A 19364-nucleotide genomic window follows, 5' to 3' on the forward strand; every position below is an offset into this window, starting at 1 on the left:
GCGCCGACCTGTCCGGACCGTGGGACCCGGCGGGGGGTCCGCGCCGTCGACAGGTCAGGGGACGGAAGAGCCGGGCGGGACCGCGAGCGACGTCCCGCGGTACGGGGCGAGGTCGGCCGCCTGCTGGAACGGGGCGCCGAAGCCGCTGCGGTCCGCGCCGTCCTCGGTCCGGACGAACGGCGCCGCCCGGTCCGCGGCGTCCTCCGGAGGTACCCCGTCCGCGACCAGTGCGGCGACGACGAGGTCGTGAGCCCGCGAGCGCAGGACCGTGCTCTCGGCCGTGCCCTCCGCGCTCGCCCGGTCGACCGTCGTCGTGAGTCCGGAGTCGAGGTCGACCAGGTGGCCCTCGACCACGGCGAGCGCCGGCGTGGTCAGCACGGCAGCGCCGGGTGCGACATCGCCCAGCACGCCCATGAGGAACCCGATGCGGGACTCGTAGCGCTCGGCAGCGTCCACCGCGGAGGCGACGTCGGCGCGGTGCATGCTGCCGACGATCACCCCGGCGTCGGACAGCGCCTTGTCGTGCGCGTCGAGCGCCCGCACGACGCCGGTGCGCAGCTCAGGGTCCGTCGGATCCGGCTGCGCCGGCGTCGGGCCGAGCGCGTCGACCACGGTCGCGTCGTGGTGCGCGAGCATCGTCGCGGTCCAGGACCGCACGCCGTCGGCCGACGCCATCGTCGCGGAGAGCGTCCGGGACAGGGCGTCCGGCTCCAGCAGGGGAAGGGTGCGGCCACCGCTCCCGTCGGGCCGCGGTGGTCCGACGTAGACTCCGACGGCGTCGAACGGCTGCTGTGCGGCGAAACTCGTGTCGAACGCCTCGACGTAGGGCGCGTAGGCGGCCGCGAGATCCGTCTGGGCGGTGGGTGACAGGGAGACGGCGGCGAGGCCGCGCGGTGCGTCCCAGGTCACCCGGGACAGCAGCAGCGCCGCGCTCTCCCGGTCCGTCTCCGACGGGCTCGCCGCTCCGTGCTCGACCGCGGCCCGGACGACCGCGGCGACACCCTCGCCCTCGTCCGGCCAGCCGCCGAGGGGGACGGCACCCACCCAGAGCGCGGACCGGGCGGCGACGAGGTCGTGGTCCGCGTCGCCGGCGAGAAAGCGCAGCGACTCCTCGGGGGAGCCCGCGAGCCCGCTCAGCGCGGCGCTCATGACGAACCGCCCGTCGCGCTCGAAGGAGAGGGCGGCCAGGGGGTCGGGCGAGGCGGCGTCGGCCTGCCGCTGCGCGTCGAGGCGTTCCAGCGCCCCGCGGTGCACCCGGGGTGCGCCGTGCGCCGCGCCGAGGAGCGCCGTGGCCGTCGCGGACCACCCGACGGGGATCGTGACCGTCCCCAGGTCGTCGACCACGGCCGCGCCGAGCGCCTCCTGCTCCTCGGGTGCGAGCGAGGACGCCCACGGGCCGAACGTGCCCGCGACCGCGAGGGCGATCGCGCCGTGGTGCGTCCCGGGGTGGAGGACGGAACCGTCGGGCCTGAGGTGGCCGCCCTCCAGCAGCACGTAGAGGTCCCCGGGCGGGGTCGTGGCGTAGAAGGCGGACCAGAACGCCTCGTCCGTCCCCGCCGCGCCGACGACCCGGGCGAGCTCCTCGACCGCCGCCGTCTCGCCGTCGTCGTCCAGCCCACGAGCGGCGAGGCGGTCGACGAGGGTGGCGGCCGCCAGACCCGAGAGCGTCGACGCCGCGCTCGCCGTGGCGCCGCCGCCCGACCACGTGGTGCGGAACGCCGACGCCTGCCCGCCCGAGGCGATCCACGCGCTCACGGCACGGACGTCCGTGAGCGGACCGAGCTGCGCCGCCGCGCGCCGCGACTCGGCCTGCTTCGCCTCGCGTGCGGCGCGCCAGTCCTCCTCGGCCCGACGCACCTCGTCGTGCGCCTCGGCCACGCGCCGGGCGGCGTCCCCCAGCGCGCTCCCGTGGGCAGCGCCCCACGTCTCGAGGAACGGGGCCCGGTGCAGCGCGTCCAGCTCGGCGTCCCTGCGGTGCACGTCGTCCAGCGCGGACCGACGTCGCGCGATCGCTGCCGCTGCCTCGAGCTGGCGGCCGAGGAGGAGGTCGGCCTGTCCGTGCAGGACGCGCGCCGCGGCGTCGAGCACCGCGCCCTGGGTGGACGCGCGCCGGGTGAGGTCGTCGAGCCGTCCGAGGGCGAGCGCGACGGCGTCGCCGCGCTGGGGCGCGACGGCCGCGCGCACGCGCGAGAGCTCGTCGCCCGCGACCCCGAGCGCGTCACGAGCCCGGGCCAGCGCCGCGGCCGTCCCGTGCAGCGCGGCGGAGTCTCCCGTCAGCGGCAGGTACTCGACGTCGGTCATGTCACGCCACCCGCGCCTGTGCGGGCGGTACGGCCGACGGCACGCCCCTCACCGCTCCCACGCCCGGCACCGGTCCCACGGCCCGCACCGCTCCCGACGGCACGAGGATCTCGGCGAGGCCCCGCGCCGCCCCGGTCTCCGCGCCGTCGAGCAGTGCCGCCGCCTCGCGGAGCGCCCCCGCGAGCTGGTCGAGCTCGGTGAGCAGGAGCCGCCGCGCCGGACCCCACGCGCCGAGCAGCCCGGCGACCGCGTCGGCGAGCACCGTGTCTCCCGCCGCCACCGGATCGACCGCCCGGTCCGCGATCTCCGGACCGCCGACCGCGAGGAGCGCACCGGCCGCCCCCGCCGTCAGCGCAGCCGCGAGCGCCAGCGCCTCGGTGTCCACCTCGACGTGCGCCACCACCGACCCCCTGTCGTCGCGGTCCCGAGGGCCGGCGGTCCTCGATCCGGTGCGACGCTAGCAACCGCGCGCCCGGTGACAGGGGTTGTCCACAGGCGCTGGTGGCGCGCGGACCAGGACCGATCGTTACGCTGCGGAGCATCGCGGGCGGCCCGCGACCAGGGAGGCGATCGGGCGTGAGCAGGTCGGGGGAGCGGGGACGCGTCGTCGTCGTGGGCTCCGCGAACGTCGACCTCGTCGTGGACGTGCTGCGGCACCCGGGCGCGGGGGAGACGGTGCTCGGCGGCGACCTGCGCCGGTCGCCGGGCGGGAAGGGCGCGAACCAGGCCGTCGCGGCCGCGCGCGCCGGGGGTGCGGACACGACCTTCGTCGGCGCGGTCGGTCACGACGACGGCGCGGGGTTGCTTCTCGCGTCCCTCGACGCGGCGGGCGTGCGGACCGACCGCGTCGCGCGCCTCGACGCGGCCACCGGCACCGCCCTCATCACCGTCTCGCCCGACGGCGAGAACACGATCGTCGTCGCCCCGGGCGCCAACGCCCACGTCCGGCTCGGCGCCGAGGACGCCGCGCGGGTCGCCGCGGCCGACGCCGTGCTGGCCCAGCTCGAGGTGCCGCTCGACGTCGTGCGCGACGCGGCGGCCGCACGCCGCCCGGGCGTCCCGATGATCCTCAACGCCGCGCCCTCTCGCGACCTCCCCGACGACGTGTGGGCTGTCGTCGACGTGCTCATCGTCAACGAGCACGAGGCCGCCGACCTCGCCGGCTCGCTCGGCTCGGCAGGAACGGGTGCGGCCGGCTCGGCTGGTGCCGCAGGCCACGACCGCACCGGCGACGCGCAGGGCGCCGGGGCGCTCGCGGTCCTGCTGCTCGCGCGCGTCCCGGCGGTCGTCGTGACGCTCGGAGCGGCCGGGTGCCTCGTCGCCCGGCGCGCACAGGGCGCGGGGGCGGAGCCCGAGGTCGTCGTCGTCCCCGCGTTCCCCGCCGACGTCGTCGACACGACGGGGGCGGGGGACACGTTCTGCGGCGTCCTCGCGGCCGCCCTCGCCCGCGGGGCGGACCTCACCGAGGCCGCACGCCGCGCAGCGGCCGCCGGCGCGCTCGCCGTCGGGCGCCCGGGAGCGCAGGACGCCGTCCCGGACGAGGCCGACGTCGTCGCCCTGGCCGCGGCGAGGGGCTGACGAGAACAGGACGGACGACCGCCGAGCACGGGGTCAGCGACCGGAATCCTCAGGAGACGGTCGCCGATCCCGTGCTCGGCGGTCGCCGACCCGGTGGTCGGCTGCTGGGTGCGAGTCAGCCGGGCGTCAGCAGGTCGTCGCGGGGTAGGCGACGGTCTTCACCGTCTGGATGCCCTTGCCGTCGACGTTCTTGTAGGCGATGAGCTTGGCCTCGCCCGCCGCGAGCTCGGCGACCTTCGCCGGGATGGTGTGCTTCACGGTCTGCCCCGCCGGGATCTTCGTGAACTTGTACCCGCCCGCCGGGCTCTCGACGCGCAGGTCGACCGGCACGGCGTCGGAGCTGGTGATCTCGATCGTCAGCTCGGCCTTCTGGGCCTTGCACGACGGCGTCGCGGTCCCGGAGAACAGCACGGCGGTGCTGCCCGGCGTGGCGCCGACCGTGTCCGCCGTCGCCGACTGGTCGAACGACGCGTTGCCGTAGGTCGCGAACCAGCCCTGCGCCGTCGCGAAGTCCTCGGTGAACGCGCGCGACAGGAGGAGCAGGAGCCGCGCCTTGATCGCCGTGAGGTCGCCGCCCGCGATGAGGCCGTTGCCCGAGCCGTACGACGACCCGGAGCCGGTGCGCGTCGTCGAGACGAACCACACGCCCTTGTCGCGGATCGCGGCGCTGCGGGCCTGGCTCATCGCGGACGAGATGCCGCCCGCGCCGGTGCCCGCGGTGACGATCCCCTTGACGCCCGCGTTCGCGAACGCCGTGACCGGCTCGCCGCCCGCCTGCTGGTACGACATGAGGATCTCGGTCCGGGGCAGGTTCTCGGGCGCGACGTCCGTCAGGTCGAACGGCGTGAACCAGTCCTCGGTGTCGCACGTCATGACGCGGGCCGGGGCGCGGCCGAGCGTGATGTTGTCGCCGTCGATCCAGCCGAGCACGCCGTACTCGCGGGTCTGGAACGTGTCGGTGCGGTACGAGTTCGACTTGGTGACCTCGCGGGCCGCCTGGATCTCGTCGTTGAGCATGAGCACCGTGCCGAAGCAGTACGTCTGCTGGGACGCCGCGACCTTGATCGCGTTGTACAGGTTGGCCGGCGCGTCGGTACCGAACACGAGGCTGTCCTCGGGGCCGTCTCCCGACCCCCACGGGCGCATCGAGCCGGACGTCACCACGGGCTTGCGGGACTGCACGGTGAGGTCGAGCCAGTACGCGAACTCCTCCTGCGTGTCCGTGCCGGTCGTCACGACGACGGCGTCCGCCGTCTCGAGCTGCTTCTCGACCTCGAGCGTCAGCGCGTGGAACTGCGCGATCGAGTAGCCGGACGAGCCGGCGTTGCCGAACTGCACCGCGGTCACGTCGGCGACGGCGTCGAGCTCGGGCCGCAGCGTGTCCAGCATGTCCTCCATGAGGTACGTGCCCGCGCGATAGCTCGTGAACGTGTCGCGGCCCGTGGCCTTGCCGGCCATGGTGCCGCCGGTCGCGACGACGACGACCTTCGGCTTGGTGCTCGCGGCGTTCGCGGTCGCGGTGCTGTACCGGGCGGACGCGATGCCGAGCGGGTTCGTCGCCGCGCCTGCGGCGAGCACGGGAGGCTGTGCGCCGTCGGCCCGCGCGGCGGCGGCCGTGGCGCGCGAGTCGGCGACCGAGTACGCGACGGTCGCGACGACCGCGGCGAGCGCGAGCGCGACGGCGACGACGAGCGCGACGACGCGCCCGGAGAGGGTCAGTGTGAGCGTTCTCAAGGTGTGGCCTTCCGTCGGTGGTCCCTGCGCGCCCGACGCTAGGCACTGCGTGTTGCCTGCGGGTTGCCCGGGTGTAAGAAGTACGCGCGTCCAGGAACCCCGCGTGTCCAGGAGGCGCACGCGTCCAGAAACCCCGCAGTCCGGGCGTCGACCCGCGCACGTGCATCGCCCACGTGCAGCCGGACTGCCGCCGTGCCATGCTCCGACGAGCGAGCTTCGCACCCGGGGGAGGGGCTGTGAGCACAGCGTTGCCGGAGACCGAGCTGCCGAAGCGCAGGGTCTACCTCGTCTTCGCCGGGCTCATGCTCGCGATGCTCCTCGCCGCGCTCGACCAGACCATCGTCGCGACGGCGCTGCCCACGATCGTGTCGGACCTCGGCGGCGCGGAGCACCTGTCCTGGGTCGTCACCGCGTACATGCTCGCGTCCACCGCGACGACCGTGCTGTGGGGAAAGCTGGGCGACCTCGTCGGGCGCAAGCCGCTGTTCGTCGTCTGCATCCTCATCTTCCTCGCCGGCTCGATGCTCGCCGGCACCTCCCAGACCATGGGGCAGCTCATCGCGTGGCGCGCCGTGCAGGGCGTCGGCGGCGGCGGCCTCATGGTGCTCGCGCAGGCGATCATCGGCGACGTCGTCTCGCCGCGCGAGCGCGGTCGCTACCAGGGCCTGTTCGGCGCCGTCTTCGGGGTCTCGTCCGTGGCCGGTCCGCTGCTCGGCGGGTTCTTCGTCGACAACCTCGACTGGCGCTGGGTCTTCTACATCAACGTGCCGATCGGGGTCGTCGCCCTGGTCACGGTCGTCGCGGTGCTCCCGCGGATCGCGTCGACCAAGCACCCGAGCATCGACTACGCGGGCATCATCCTGCTCGGCGTCATCGCGACGGCCATCGTGCTCGTCACGAGCCTCGGCGGCACCACGTGGGGCTGGAGCTCCGTCCAGGTGTACGGGCTCGCGGCGGTCGCCGTCGTGTCGCTCGTCGCGTTCGTGCTCGTCGAGCAGCGCGCCGCGGAGCCCGTGCTGCCGCTGCGCCTCTTCAGCAACCGGGTCTTCAGCACGGCGGCCGTCGTCGGCTTCGCGGTCGGGTTCGCGATGTTCGGTGCCATCACCTTCCTGCCCCTCTACCTGCAGCAGGTCAAGGGGGCCACCCCCACGGCGTCGGGCCTCCAGATGACGCCCATGATGCTCGGGCTCCTGCTGACGTCGATCGGGTCCGGGCAGATCATCTCCCGCACGGGCCGCTACAAGGTGTTCCCCATCGCCGGGACGGCGATCACGGCCGTCGGGCTGTACCTGCTGTCCCTCATGGGGCGCGACACGACGACGCTGCAGGCCGGCCTCAGCATGTTCGTCCTCGGCCTGGGGCTCGGCATGGTCAACCAGGTGCTCGTCCTCGCGGTGCAGAACGCCGTCGAGTACCGCGACCTCGGCACCGGCACGTCCGGCGCCACGTTCTTCCGCACGATCGGCTCGTCCGTGGGCGTCGCCGTGTTCGGCACGATCTTCGCGAACCGGCTCACCGCGGACCTCACGACCGGCGTCCCCCCGGACGCCCAGGGCCCGTGCGGGCCGGACGCGCTCGCGGCGTCGAGCGCCGCGCTCGCGCAGTGCCCGACGGACGTCCAGGACTGGTTCCTCGACGCCTATGCCGACTCGCTCTCGACCGTCTTCCTGTGGGCCGTGCCCGTGGCGGTCCTCGCGTTCGGCCTGTCGTGGCTCCTGCCGGAGACCACGCTCCGCACGTCCGCGCGCGACGGCGCCACACCCGACCGCGCCGAGGTGGCCGGCCACTCCGCCGGCGAGGCGTTCGCCCTGCCGTCGAGCCGCACGTCGCTCGAGGAGCTGCGGATGATCCTGTGGCGGCGCGTGGGCGTGCGCGACCCGCTCGCGGTGTACCGGTTCATCGCCCCCGAGGTCGGGCTCGAGCCCGGCCAGGCCTGGATGGTCACGCGCGCGTCGCTCAAGGGCTCGCGGTCCGTCCGGACCATGGCGGAGCGTTCCGGCCGGACGGAGGACCGGGTGCGCGACGTCGCGCGGTCCCTCGCCGAGCGCGGCCTCGTCACCGTCGAGGACGACCGGGACACCGTCGTCGCCACCGACGCCGGGCACGCCGCGGCCGCCGCGCTGCGAGCGGCCGAGCGGGACCGTCTCGCCCGGTACGTGGAGGGCTGGGACCACGAGCCGGACGTCGACGAGCTCGTGGAGCAGTTCGCCGACGACGTGCTAGCGGACCCGGTGCACGACCGCTGACCCGGCGCGCACGAGCGCGAACGACCTGGGAGGACCGATGGAGGAGACCGGCGCCGCGCTGCGGCGTGCGCACGCCCACGCGACGGAGTGGCTGGACTCGCTCGCGACGCGACCCGTCCCGCCCCGCGCGGCCGTCGACGACGTCGTGGCCGCGCTGGGCACGGACCTCCCCGCGGGCCCGACGCCGGCCGCGGACGTCGTCGACCTCCTCGCCGCCGCGTGCGACCCGGGTCTCACGGCGATGCCCTCGGGGCGCTTCTACGGCATGGTCATCGGCGGCAGCCACCCGGCGGCGCTCGCCGCGGACTGGCTCACGAGCGCGTGGGACCAGAACTCCGCGCTGCGGACGGTCACGCCGGCGCACACGGCGGTCGAGGACGTCGCGAGCGCGTGGCTGCTCGACCTCCTCGGCCTCCCGCCCGCGAGCGCGGTCGGGTTCGTCACCGGCGCGACGACGGCGAACTTCACGGCGCTCGCGGCGGCGCGGGGCGAGGTCCTGCGCCGGGTCGGGTGGGACGTGCGCCGCGACGGGCTCGCGGGGGCGCCGCGCGTGCGCGTGCTCGTGGGTGCGGAGCGGCACGAGTCGGTCGACCTCGCGCTGTCCTACCTCGGCCTCGGCGTGCCGGAGGTGGTGCCCGCGGACGACCAGGGCCGCATCCGGACCGACGCGCTGGCCGCGGCGCTCGACGCGGGCTCGCACTCCGACGGGCCGCCGCCGATCGTCCTCCTCCAGGCCGGGAACGTGCACTCGGGCGCGTTCGACCCGTTCACCGACGCGGTCGACGTCGCGCACCGGCACGGCGCGTGGGTGCACGTCGACGGCGCGTTCGGGCTGTTCGCGGCCGCCTCGCCGACGTACCGGCACCTCGTCGCGGGCTACGAGGCCGCCGACTCCTGGGCGACCGACGCGCACAAGACGCTCAACGTGCCGTACGACTGCGGTCTCGCGATCGTCGCGGACCCGGTCCCGCTGCGCGCGGCGATGGGCATGCACGGCGACTACCTCATCCAGAGCGACGCGGGCGACCCGTTCGACAAGGTCCCCGAGCTGTCCCGCCGGGGCCGGGCGTTCCCGGTCTGGGCGGTGCTGCGCTCGCTCGGGCGCGAGGGCGTCGTCGACCTCGTCGACGGGTTCTGCCGCCACGCGGCCGCGTTCGCGGACGGGCTGCGCGCGCTGGACGGCGTCGAGGTGCTGCACGAGGTCGTCTTCACGCAGGTGTGCGCGTCCTTCGGCAGCGACGAGCGCACGCAGGACGTCGTGCGCCGCGTGCTCGAGGACGGCACGGCGTGGATGTCCGGCTCGCGCTGGCACGACCGGGCCGTGCTGCGCATCTCGGTGAGCAGCTGGGCCACGACCGACGCCGACGTCCGGACGAGCCTCGACGCCCTGGCCCGCGCGGCGTCCGCCTGACGCGTCGAAGGCGTGGCGCACCGCCGACGCGAGGCACCCCCGACGCGAGGTACCGCCGACGCGAGGTACCGCCGACGCGAGGTACCGCCGACGCGAGGTACCGCCGAGCACGACATCGCGGTCGTTCTCGGGGTGAGAACGACCGCGAGGTCATGTTCGGCGGTGAGCAGCGTCGTGCTCGACGGCGCCCCCCGGCAGGCCGGCGGGCTCAGCGGTCCCGGTCGAACCAGCCGCCGAGGCCGTGCCGGTCGCCCCGCCAGTCGTCACGCCCTGAGCCCCAGCCGCCGTGGCCGCTGTGACCCCCGTGGCCCCCGTGGCCCGGCCGTGACCCCCGTGACCCTTCGTCTTGCCGAGGCTCACGGTGGTGACGCGGCCGTCGGGCGGCGCGCCCTCGCCCGGGAGCGCGTTCGTCGTCGCGACGAGGCCCTTGCCCGTCCACTCGACGGCGCCGGGGAGAGGTACCTCGACGAGCGTGCGGAGCCGGCCGCGCTCGACGACGGAGATCTTGCCGCCGAACAGCTCGGCCACGTAGACCGTCCCCGTCGGGGTGACGGCGAGGTCGGTGGCGGTGACGAAGCCGGTCGCGATCTGGCGCACGGTGCCGCGCCAGGGGTCGACGGTGAACACCACACCGCGCGCGACGTCCGGGTCCTCCGGGCCGCCGGGGAGCGCGGTCACGTAGAGCTGGCCCCGCGGCCCGACCTCGACGTCGGTCGGCACGGGCTCCCACCAGTACGTCTCGCCCACGACGCACTCCGGCCACCCGACCTGGCCCGCGACGTCCGCGGTCACGACCAGGGGCTGAGGTGGCAGGACCGCGACCGTGCGCAGGCCGCGACGGTCGTGCGCGAGGATCGCGTTCATGCCGGCGTCGGCGACGTACGTCGTGCCGCGCGAGGTCGTCGTCGCGTACGGGTGGGCGTCGACGATCCCCGTGTACGTCCCGGGCAGGAAGGCGTCCTCGGAGATCTGGTCGAGGCACGCCGGGTCCGTCTCGAGCAGCCCGTACGTCACGTCCCCGTCCGGGTTGCTCGCCGTCTCGAACGCGTGCACGTCGGCGAGCACGGTCGGTGCGCCCACGGGCGTGCCGCCGCGGTCCGTCCGGACCGTCTTGAGCACCGCCGACAGCGACGTGTCGCTCTCGCCGTAGAAGGTCTCGGTGAAGGTGATCGTCCGGTCCGCGTACGACACGCCCCCGACCTCGTGCCCGGCCTCCGCGCCGTGGAGCACGGTGGTGGTCCCGTCGCGTGCGACGGACGTGAGCAGCCCGGCGAAGTCCTGCGAGACGTAGGTGATGCCGTGCGGGCCGACGGCGAGGCTCAGGGGCCCGAGGAGCCCGCCGGTGACGTCCTTGACGGTGGGTGGGCGGGGTTCGGGCCGGCCGCCGCCGTGCGCGACGGCGGGGGTGGCGGCCAGCAGCAGCGTCGTGGCCGCGGCGGCCAGGACGGTGGGAACGCGTCTCATGGGTGTGCTCCAAGGTCCGGCAGTGCCCGACACCCGCAAGGGGACGGCCCGCGGTAGCGGGCACGCGAGGTCCGGGCGTGTTCAGGGATGTCGTCGGGCCGGACGACGGAGGCGCGCGTCGCGGGGCGACCGTGCCGGGGGCCGGCGGAGCCGGCCGCAGTTTCGGTGAGAGGTGGCTGTGACTCAGCAGTGAGCACGAGCCTCCACGAGTGTGCACCCTCCGGTCGGGGCCGCGCCAGAGCCCGGTCCCGGCCGGAGGGGTGAGATCCCGGATGAAGATCCCGGACGCGATGAGCGCTCAGCGCACCGCGACGTCGACCCACACGAGGCGGTGGTCGCTGCTCGGGAACGGGTAGACGCCCGTGAGCCGCGACAGCGGGTCGGCCTGGACCGGCCAGAACACGCCGGCGTCGCGCACGCGCAGGTCGCGCGACGGGAGCACGTAGTCGGCGCGCAGGTTGCCGGGCGCGGTGTCGGCGAAGTCCGCGGTGTCGTACGCGGGGTCGCCCTCGTGCGTCGCGTTCGCGCCGCCCTGCAGCGCGGCGGCCTCCGGCCCGCCCTCCGACGTGGGCAGCGGGTCGGTGATGCGCCGGTGGTCGAGGAGCTGGTCGATCGCCGCGTCCACGGAGTCACCGTCGAGCGGGTCGGCGTTCTGGTCGCCCAGGATCACGAACGACTCGCTCGGTCGCAGCCCACCGCGACGGCCGTCGTCGTCGTAGACGTACCGCGAGGCCTTGCCCGGCGTGACGTAGTCCGCCCAGAAGCGGATCTCGTCGTGGTTGCGGCGGCCGTTGCGGTCCTCGGGGCCGTCGAAGGTGGGCGGCGTCGGGTGCGAGGCGAGCACGTGCACGGTGCGCTTGCCGACGCGGACGGGGACGTCCCAGTGCGACTTGCTCGACAGGCGCACGACCTCGAGCTCCTCGGGCGTGAACCAGTCCGCCGGCTCAGGCGTCGCCGGGTCGTCCGGCAGGAGCGCGCCCGGCATGTCCTTCCAGAGGAACTCCTGGAACGTGCGGACGTCGCGCGTGTCGATCGGGTACCGCGACAGGACCGCCATGCCGTACTGCCCCTCGAACACGCCGAACCCGAGGGCGTCGTCCCCGCCGCCCACCGTCCCGTCGTTGTTGAGGTCGAACCCGCTGGGGATCCCCGTGTTCGACGGCGCCACGTACGCGTACCGGTACTCGATCGGCTGCGCGCCGCCCTGCGGGACCTCGAGGTAGTTGTCGCGGAACAGGTCGACGGCGCGGTGGTCGGGGACGTAGTCGAACTCGTTGAGGAGCACGACGTCCGGGCGCGTGCGCTGCAGGACCTCGGCGATCGTGGCGGCCTGCGCGTCGTCGGGCGTCGACAGGTCGGCCTCCAGCTCGCCCGCGGCGGCGCGGTTGAGGCTCGCGTTGTACGTCGCGACGCGCAGCGTCTCGCCCTTCCCGTGCCCGCTCCCGCCGCCAGGCCCGCTCCCGCCTCCGTGGCCGTGGCCGTGGCCGCCGCCGTTCCCGTGGCCGCCGCCGTGGGCGACGGCGGCCCCCGCCGACGCGCCGACGGCACCCAGCGCCAGGGTGGCGGTGAGCGCCGCGGCCAGCGCCGTGCGGGTCCGCGGGCGGGTGCGGGGACGGCTCGTGGTGGGGGTCGTGGTGCGGGATCGCGCGGTACTCGTGGTCACGGTCGGGCTCCCTCGTCGTCGACGGATCGTCCCCGCCACCGTACGAGGTCGGGGTGACGCCGGGAAGACCGGGAGGTGACTCCCCGGCGTCGGGTCAGAGCAGCCGCCGGGCCTTCTGGGCCAGCCCGTCGACGGAGCGCAGCCCGCGCGAGAGCGTCGTCGGCCCGCCGTGCTTCGCCTCCGTGCGATCCGCGATCGCCCGCGCGACCCGCGTCGCGACGGGGATGAGCACGGCCACGATGACGAGCGTGCGCAGCCGGCGTCCGAAGAATGCCCACATGGTCGTGCCTCCGGGGTGTCGAGGTCGTCGGACCCTGACCGTAGGGCGGCACCCCGGTGCTCGCGCGGCGGGAAGGGTCCGGCCCTTGCGGAGGCGGGCTCCACGGGCCGAAGGTGGGACGGGGCCGCGCGCAGCGGCACGGACGGAGATCGAGATGACGGACCAGCAGCCGGGCGGACCGGTCCCGCGCACCTATCCCCACGGCGTGCCGTGCTGGGTGGACACCGAGCAGCCCGACGTCGACGCGGCGCTCGCGTTCTACGGCACGGTGTTCGGCTGGTCCTTCGAGGACCGGCTCCCGCCCGGGACGGACGGCCGGTACGTCGTCGCGTCGCTCGGCGGGCAGCCCGTCGCGGCCATCGCCTCGGGGGAGGGGCCCGCGCAGTGGGTGACGTACGTCGCGGTCGACGACGTCGACGCGGCGGCGCGAGGCGTCGAGGACCTGGAGGGCGAGGTCCTCGCAGGGCCGACGACGGTCGGCTCCGCGGGCCGGATGGCCGTCGTGCGCGACCGCCAGGGCGCGACGTGCCGGTTCTGGGAGCCGGACGAACGCCTCGGGGCCCAGCGCGTCAACGAGCCCGGGACGTGGAACTTCAGCATCCTGCGGACGCCCGACCCCGAGCGGGCGCTGCACTTCTACGGGCCGCTGCTCGGGTGGGAGGTGAGTCCCGACCTCGGCGCCGGCATGGTGCGCGTGCCCGGGTACGGGGACCACCTGGCGCGGACGTCCGACCCCGGGATCCACGAGCGGCAGGCGAAGCTGCCCCCGGGGTTCGCCGACGTCGCCGCCGGGATCGAGCGGGCCGACGGCCCCGCGCGCTTCGTCGTGACGTTCGCCGTCGCCGACCGCGACGCGTCCGTCACGACCGCCGAGCGTGCGGGCGCGGCCGTCCTGTCGACGGTCGAGACGGACTGGTCGCGCGATGCGGTGGTCCGCGACCCGCAGGGTGCCGAGCTCACGCTCTCGCAGTTCGCCCCGAAGCAGCCCGTCTGACGGACGGACCCCGGGTCGCGCGTCCTGAACGCCGAACCCCGGGTCGCACGGCGATCGGACGGTCGATCGCCGCGCAACCCGGGGGTTCGGCGAACGGGTCAGTGGTGCGTCAGTGGCGCGTCAGCGTGCCGCGAGGTGGTCGATCTCCGCGGCGAGACGTTCGACCGTCGTGTCGTCGTCCACGTGCTTCGTCACGCTGCGCACGAGGCGGTCCCAGTCCTCGCGTTCCAGGGCGGAGAGCAGCTGCTGGAGCTGGCCCGTGCTCACGTCGAGCCCGGCGAGCCGGGCGCGCAGGCCCTCGGCGGTGACGGTCACGACGACGGTCCGCTCCGCCGTCGCCTCGCCGCCCTCGCCGGTCGCCGTCGCGACGACGGTGTGCTCGCCGAGCGCGAGGCCGCCGGCGGGGATCGTGGCGCCGTTCTCGACCGGCTCGCCGTCGAGCGTGAGCACGACCTCGTCGGCGTCGGTGGACGACGCGGCGGCGACGAGCGTCTGACCGCGCTCGACCTCGGTGCCCTCGGCCGGGCTGACGATGCTGACGGTCGGGGCGGGGGCCTGGGGGTCGACCGCCTGGCCCTGCGCCTCCTTCCAGCCGACGAACGCCCCGGCGCGGTCGGTGATGACGCCGTCGACACCGATCTCGGTGAGCCGCTTCCAGTCCGCCGCCGAGTTCACGGTGTACGGCATGACGGCGATCCCTGCCGCGTTGAGCTCTCCGACGACGCCCGGCCGCGCGAGCAGCGCCGCCGCAGACGGGTTGTACATGACCGCGCCGAGCTCCTGCGCGACGGCGACCGGGTCGGCGTCGAGCGCGCCACGGAGCAGGCCGCGCGGGATCTGCGGCGCGTGCTCGCGCGCGTACCGGAGAGCGTTCACGTCGAACGACTGCAGGACGACGCGGTCCTCGATCCCGGCGTCCACGATCATGTCGACGACGCGCTCCACCTCGGCGGACGTCTCCGGCCCCTTGATCTCGAGGAGCATCGTCGACGATCCGGTCCCCACGAGCTCCAGCATGTCGGCGAACGTCGGCAGGCGCTGGCCCGCGAACGCCGGGCTGAACCAGGAGCCGGCGTCGAGCCCGGCGAGGTACGACGACTGCAGCTGTGCGACGTCGCCCGACCCGTCGGTCGTCCGGTCGACGGTCTGGTCGTGGCTCACCACGGGGACGCCGTCCGCGGACGTGTGCACGTCGATCTCGACGTACTCGGCACCGGTGCGCATGCCCGCGGCGTATGCGGCGAGCGTGTTCTCCGGGGCGACCGACGAGTAGCCGCGGTGGGCGACCGTGACCGGCAGCTCGCCGTCGTCGCCGACCCAGGACGCGGGCTCGATCTCCGTGACGCTGACGTCGTCGATGCTCACGGTGGCGCCTGCTGTGACGAACCCGAGCGCGCCGCCGTCGGTCCGGTCGATGCGACCCTCGAGCACCTCCCGGCCGTCGAGGGCCCACGTCGCCTGCGCGCCCTGCACCTCGACGGCGAGCGCGACGTCGCGGCCGGTGCCCGCGTCGAACGGCGCCGACGCGGTGTACGGGACGTTCCACGCGTTCGCGCGCGTGCGCTGCGCGATCTCGACGCCGTTGCTCGCGGTCGAGGTGCTGCGCAGCACGGCCTGCCACCACGGCACGGCCCCGTCGGGCGCGACGTCGAGGATCGCGCCCGCCCAGCGGGAGGCGTTGTCGACCTGCTCGAAGCGCAGCGTCGCCTCGAGGCGGTAGTTCTCGAGCGAATCGCCGAACGTGATGCGTGCGGGCGAGGAGCCGTCGGGCGCGTCGCCCACGAGCCGGCCGTCCCGGACCTGCCAGTCGCCGAGGACGGGCGTCCAGCCGGCGGGGAGCGCGTCGCCGTCGAACGTCTCGGTGAGCACGACGTCGCCCGGTTCCAGGGCGAGCACGGCGGGCACCGCGCCGGCACCGGGAGCGGCGGGGAGCGACGCGGCACCGGCGGCGCCGGGGGCGAGCGTCCCGGCGGCGACCGTGGCGGCGACGAGCGCCGCGGCGAGGCCGGAGCGCCTCGCGGCGGGTCTGCGGGTCGGGCGGGTGGTGGTGACGGTCATCGTCGGGTCCTCCAGGCGTCGTGCTGACGGTTGCCCTGACGACGCTAGGAACACCGGGTGGCCCCCGCGCGACGAGCGGACGAACACCGCGCGTCGGTCGGGTGACGTCCCGAACCGGCCGGCCGGCCGTCCGGGCACCGCGGGAGCTCATCGTCCGGAGGGCGCGCCGGCGTCGGTGGGGCGACCGGCGCCGGCGCGCCTCCCGGGGTCGGGATCAGCAGTACAGGTTCGCACCCGTCGTCGTGCCGAGGATCTGCGCGAACCGCTGGAACGCGGTCACGCGGGACTGGACCTGCGCCGGGTTGCCGCCGTTGCACTCGATCGACCCGTTGATCGACCGGATCGACTCGCCGAACCCGGCGCCGCCGACGATCGCCTGGTGCCCGGACATCGTGCCCGCGCCCGACTGCGTGTTCCAGAACCAGAGGCCCGTCTTCCACGCGACGGCCGGGTCGGTCTCCACGAGGTACGGGTTGTTGAGCAGGTCGATGCCGAGCGCGTCGCCCGCAGCCTTGTAGTTGTAGTTCCAGCTCAGCTGGACCGGGCCCTTGCCGTAGTACGCGCTCTGGCCCGCGGGGCAGCCGTACGGCTGCGAACGGTCGCAGTAGTGCGGGTAGTTGGCCGTGTTGATCTCCTTGACGTAGACCAGGCCGCCGGTCTCGTGGTTGACGTTCGCGAGGAACGCCGCGGCCTCGCGCTTCGCGATCTCCGTGCCGCCCGCCGACGCGAACTGCGGGTAGGCCGAGAGCGCCGCGACCAGGCCGTCGTACGTGTAGAACGGGTTCCGGTTCGGGAACATCTGGTCGAACTGCGCCCGGCTGACGACGAAGCCGCCGGGCGTGCCCGGGTCGGTCGGGCCACCGGGGTCGGTCGTGCCGGCGCACGCGCCCTGCGAGCGCCACACGCCCCACTCGCCGGTGGTGCCGGGGCGCTCGTTCTGGGTCCACCAGCCTGCGCGCCAGTTCTGGCCGCCGTGCGACACGACGGCGCCACCGGTGTACACGGCGCCCGCGCTCCACGCGGGGGCGCACGCCGTGGCGGCCTGGGCGGACGGCGTCGGGCCGGCCGTGGTCAGCGCGAGCGCAGCGACGAGCGCCAGGGTGAGCGCGAGCAGCGCGGCGAGCGGCCGGGACAGCGGGGCCGGGAGCCGGGAGACACGGGTCTGAGCGGGGGAGTGCATCGGTGCACCTCTCGTCGGGATCGGGTCACCGACGAGCCTGTGCCGCCCGCCCTGGGATGGACAACCCCCGTACGGGGAACCCCGTAGTCGTCCGTCCCGCGTCCGGTCGCCCGGCTCCCGTGGCGTTCCGTCCGCCCGGCGTCCACGACGGCGCGCGCGGGTCTACCATCCGACCGCTCGTTCCTCGCGGCCTCCCGCCAGACCCGCCACGACCCGCGCGCGCCGTCGTTCCCGCCGGGCTCTCCGTGCGTCCCGGTCGGCTGCCGCGCTCCCGTCCCGGCGCCGTCCCACCTCGGCCCGTTCGTGCGAGGGGCGACGGGACGTGCCTCCGTGCTCGGCTCTAGCCCGGCACGGTCGCCGAGCGCGCGGCGACCACCGAGGGGTCGACCGGGACGCCGCCCGGGGGCAGCGGGGCGGGCCGTGCCGCGACCGAGCCGTGGCCCGCGACGTCGACGCCGACCGAGACGGCGCGCGCGGTGCCGTCGGTCACCTCGACCGTCGAGACGGACGCGTTCGGCAGCGCGGCGAGGCACGTCGGGTCGAGCGTCGCGAGGTAGGCGCCGAGCGTCAGCCCGTGCCCGACGACGAGCACGTCCCGGTCCTGCGTCGCACCCGGGCGGGCGGCGTCGTCGTGCGCGGCGACGATGCGGTCGAACACCGCGGCGACGCGGGCCATGAAGTCTGCCCCCGGCTCTCCCCCGCCGACGCCCGGGTGGGTGCCGGCGAGGACGGCGGGGACGAGCTCGGACCACGGCTCGACCGCGTCGAGCTCGTGCTCGGGCCGGCGCTCGAACGTGCCGAACGACAGCTCGCGCAGGTCGTGGTCGACCGTCATGGTCAGGTCGGGGTGGTGACGCAGGATCTCCATCGCCGTGAGGACGGCCCGGCCTTGCGGCGAGGAGTACGCGGTGTGGAAGTCGTGGCGCGCGAGGTGCTGCGCCGTCACGCGGACGCCGGCGCGGCCGGTGCGCGTGAGGGGGGAGTCGCACGCGCCCTGGAGATGGCGGCGCGCGTTGAGGACGGTCTGCCCGTGGCGGACGAGCGTGATCGTGAGGGTCATCGTCGGTGTGCCCTTCCGGTGGTTCCCGGTGTCGCGGTCGACCGCGACGCTAGCGCGCCGAGGTGACCGGGCGGCGTCGGGCAGGGGTCCGGGAGGAGTCAGGCAGGGGTCCGGTCGGTGACCGGGCGCGCTCGCTGCCCCGCGCCCTCGCCCTGCACCTGCTCGTCCCGCTGCGCCAGCTCGTCCCGTGCCGCGTCCTCGCCCTCCTCGCCGTGGTCCGGAACCGCGGGGTCCTCCGTGGCCACCGGCGCCGGAGCGGGCCAGGGGTCCTCGACGGGGACGCCCTCCGGCACGACGGTCCCCGCGTGCCGGTGGACCAGGACGGTCAGCAGCGCGACGACCCAGCCGAGCCCGATGCCCCAGGCCAGGGCGTCCTGCACCGGGGGCAGCACCTGGTTCAGGTCCGGTCCGGACAGCGACCCGAACACCTCGAGGCGGTGCGCCACCTCGCGCACCGCGGCGGCGGTCGCCGCCGCGGCGACGCACGCGAACCACACCGCGAGCCCCAGCGCGACGCGGCCGGTCGCCGGCGGCAGCCGCCGCGTCGCGAGCGCCACGAGCACGCCGACGACGAGCGCGACGACGCCGAGCAGCCCCAGCTCGACCGGCTGGTCGAGGAGGTCCTGCGGGCTCTCGCCCCAGCGCATCGCGGGCGGCGGGACGCGGCCGTCGAGCGGGCCGAGGACGTCGCGCGCCCACGACGTCGCGAGCAGCACCTGGCGCGCGAGCCCGGCGCCCGCCCACACGGCGACCGCCGACACCACGGCCGTGAGCACCGCGGGCAGGATCCGCACGTGCGGCAGGGCGCGCGCGTGCCGCGACCCCGCCGGGTCGTCGCGCCGGTCGTTGAGCGCGAGCGTCACGACGACGGCGAGGCCCACCACCCAGCCGTTCACCAGGCCCCAGTACCCGTCCACGAGCGCGCCGAGGAGACCCGACGTGCGCTCCGCCGTCCACGGCAGCGTCATGCCCGAGAACCAGCGCGCGGTCCCCGCGCCGACGGCCGCCGCCACCACGGTGAACCACACCGCGAGGAAGGCCGCCCAGCGGCCCGTCCACAGCGGGAGGCGCCGTACCGCGAGGAACGTGCCGAGCGCGGCGACGGCGCCCGCGAGGACCGCGGTGAGGACCGCGCTCCCGGTCAGCGGCTCGCCGCCGAGAACGAGGCCGGTCGGGTGCGGCAGGACGGTCCGGACGATCGCGCCGTGGACGAGGTAGGTGGCGTTCGCGTGCACCCAGTCGGCGGCCTGGCCCGTCAGCAGCCACAGCAGCGCGGTGAGCAGTCCGGCGACGGCGACGGGAGGGGCGGTCCTCGATGACGGCATCCTGCGAGGGTAGTGGCACCCGGGTGTCACGAAGCACGTCGAGCCGGACATCTCCGGCGGGCGCCGGAGG

At 75.3% G+C, this 19364-nt stretch carries 14 protein-coding genes; 4 read left to right on the forward strand and 10 right to left on the reverse strand.

Annotated features, from left to right (window positions below; all coding sequences use genetic code 11):
* Positions 1 to 54: 54 nt before the first annotated feature.
* Both NFS20_RS00165 and NFS20_RS00170 read right to left on the reverse strand, forming a co-directional pair.
* Positions 55 to 2301, reverse strand: a complete 2247-nt coding sequence (locus tag NFS20_RS00165; RefSeq protein ID WP_251149740.1) for a hypothetical protein — start codon at positions 2299 to 2301, stop codon at positions 55 to 57.
* 1 nt (position 2302) lies between these two features.
* Entirely contained in the window at positions 2303 to 2701 is a 399-nt protein-coding gene (locus NFS20_RS00170; RefSeq protein WP_251149741.1) for a hypothetical protein, read from the reverse strand.
* Between the two features lie 176 nt (positions 2702 to 2877).
* On the opposite strand from NFS20_RS00170, the gene NFS20_RS00175 reads away from it, so the two are divergent.
* On the forward strand, positions 2878 to 3879 hold the full coding sequence (locus NFS20_RS00175) for a ribokinase (RefSeq protein WP_251149742.1): 1002 nt from the start codon (positions 2878 to 2880) through the stop codon (positions 3877 to 3879).
* Positions 3880 to 4005: 126 nt separating this feature from the next.
* Here NFS20_RS00175 and NFS20_RS00180 read toward each other — a convergent pair whose 3' ends face one another.
* Positions 4006 to 5613, reverse strand: coding sequence for an asparaginase (locus NFS20_RS00180; RefSeq protein WP_251149743.1), 1608 nt, complete (start codon positions 5611 to 5613; stop codon positions 4006 to 4008).
* Positions 5614 to 5849: 236 nt separating this feature from the next.
* Here NFS20_RS00180 and NFS20_RS00185 point away from each other — a divergent pair, with 236 nt between their 5' ends.
* Both NFS20_RS00185 and NFS20_RS00190 read left to right on the forward strand, forming a co-directional pair.
* Positions 5850 to 7859, forward strand: coding sequence for an MDR family MFS transporter (locus NFS20_RS00185; protein WP_251149744.1), 2010 nt, complete (start codon positions 5850 to 5852; stop codon positions 7857 to 7859).
* 37 nt (positions 7860 to 7896) lie between these two features.
* Entirely contained in the window at positions 7897 to 9270 is a 1374-nt protein-coding gene (locus NFS20_RS00190) for a pyridoxal phosphate-dependent decarboxylase family protein (RefSeq protein WP_251149745.1), read from the forward strand.
* Between the two features lie 150 nt (positions 9271 to 9420).
* Here the strand turns inward: NFS20_RS00190 and NFS20_RS00195 are convergent, their stop codons facing one another.
* The 3 genes from NFS20_RS00195 to NFS20_RS00205 form a co-directional block, all read right to left on the reverse strand.
* Positions 9421 to 10734, reverse strand: a complete 1314-nt coding sequence (locus NFS20_RS00195; protein WP_251149746.1) for a ScyD/ScyE family protein — start codon at positions 10732 to 10734, stop codon at positions 9421 to 9423.
* 298 nt (positions 10735 to 11032) lie between these two features.
* Positions 11033 to 12151 (reverse strand): endonuclease/exonuclease/phosphatase family protein, encoded by a 1119-nt coding sequence (locus NFS20_RS00200; protein ID WP_251150547.1) that lies wholly within the window; start codon positions 12149 to 12151, stop codon positions 11033 to 11035.
* Positions 12152 to 12491: 340 nt separating this feature from the next.
* Positions 12492 to 12677, reverse strand: coding sequence for a hypothetical protein (locus NFS20_RS00205; protein ID WP_251149747.1), 186 nt, complete (start codon positions 12675 to 12677; stop codon positions 12492 to 12494).
* 154 nt (positions 12678 to 12831) lie between these two features.
* On the opposite strand from NFS20_RS00205, the gene NFS20_RS00210 reads away from it, so the two are divergent.
* A complete protein-coding gene (locus NFS20_RS00210) occupies positions 12832 to 13671 on the forward strand; it encodes a VOC family protein (RefSeq protein WP_251149748.1) in 840 nt (279 codons plus the stop codon).
* Positions 13672 to 13791: 120 nt separating this feature from the next.
* Here the strand turns inward: NFS20_RS00210 and NFS20_RS00215 are convergent, their stop codons facing one another.
* The 4 genes from NFS20_RS00215 to NFS20_RS00230 form a co-directional block, all read right to left on the reverse strand.
* The gene (locus tag NFS20_RS00215) at positions 13792 to 15729 is read right to left on the reverse strand and encodes a glycerophosphodiester phosphodiesterase (protein ID WP_251149749.1); all 1938 of its coding nucleotides are present in this window, start codon (positions 15727 to 15729) and stop codon (positions 13792 to 13794) included.
* A 214-nt stretch (positions 15730 to 15943) separates the two neighbouring features.
* Positions 15944 to 16909: a glycoside hydrolase family 19 protein gene (locus NFS20_RS00220; RefSeq protein WP_251149750.1), complete on the reverse strand. Its 966-nt coding sequence runs from the start codon at positions 16907 to 16909 to the stop codon at positions 15944 to 15946.
* Positions 16910 to 17249: 340 nt separating this feature from the next.
* Positions 17250 to 17969: a histidine phosphatase family protein gene (locus NFS20_RS00225; protein WP_251149751.1), complete on the reverse strand. Its 720-nt coding sequence runs from the start codon at positions 17967 to 17969 to the stop codon at positions 17250 to 17252.
* Between the two features lie 98 nt (positions 17970 to 18067).
* A complete protein-coding gene (locus tag NFS20_RS00230) occupies positions 18068 to 19294 on the reverse strand; it encodes a hypothetical protein (RefSeq protein ID WP_251149752.1) in 1227 nt (408 codons plus the stop codon).
* Positions 19295 to 19364 lie beyond the last annotated feature (70 nt).

The organism is Cellulosimicrobium sp. Marseille-Q4280 (genome assembly GCF_943181405.1).
In the GTDB taxonomy this organism is placed as follows: Bacteria; Actinomycetota; Actinomycetes; order Actinomycetales; family Cellulomonadaceae; genus Cellulosimicrobium.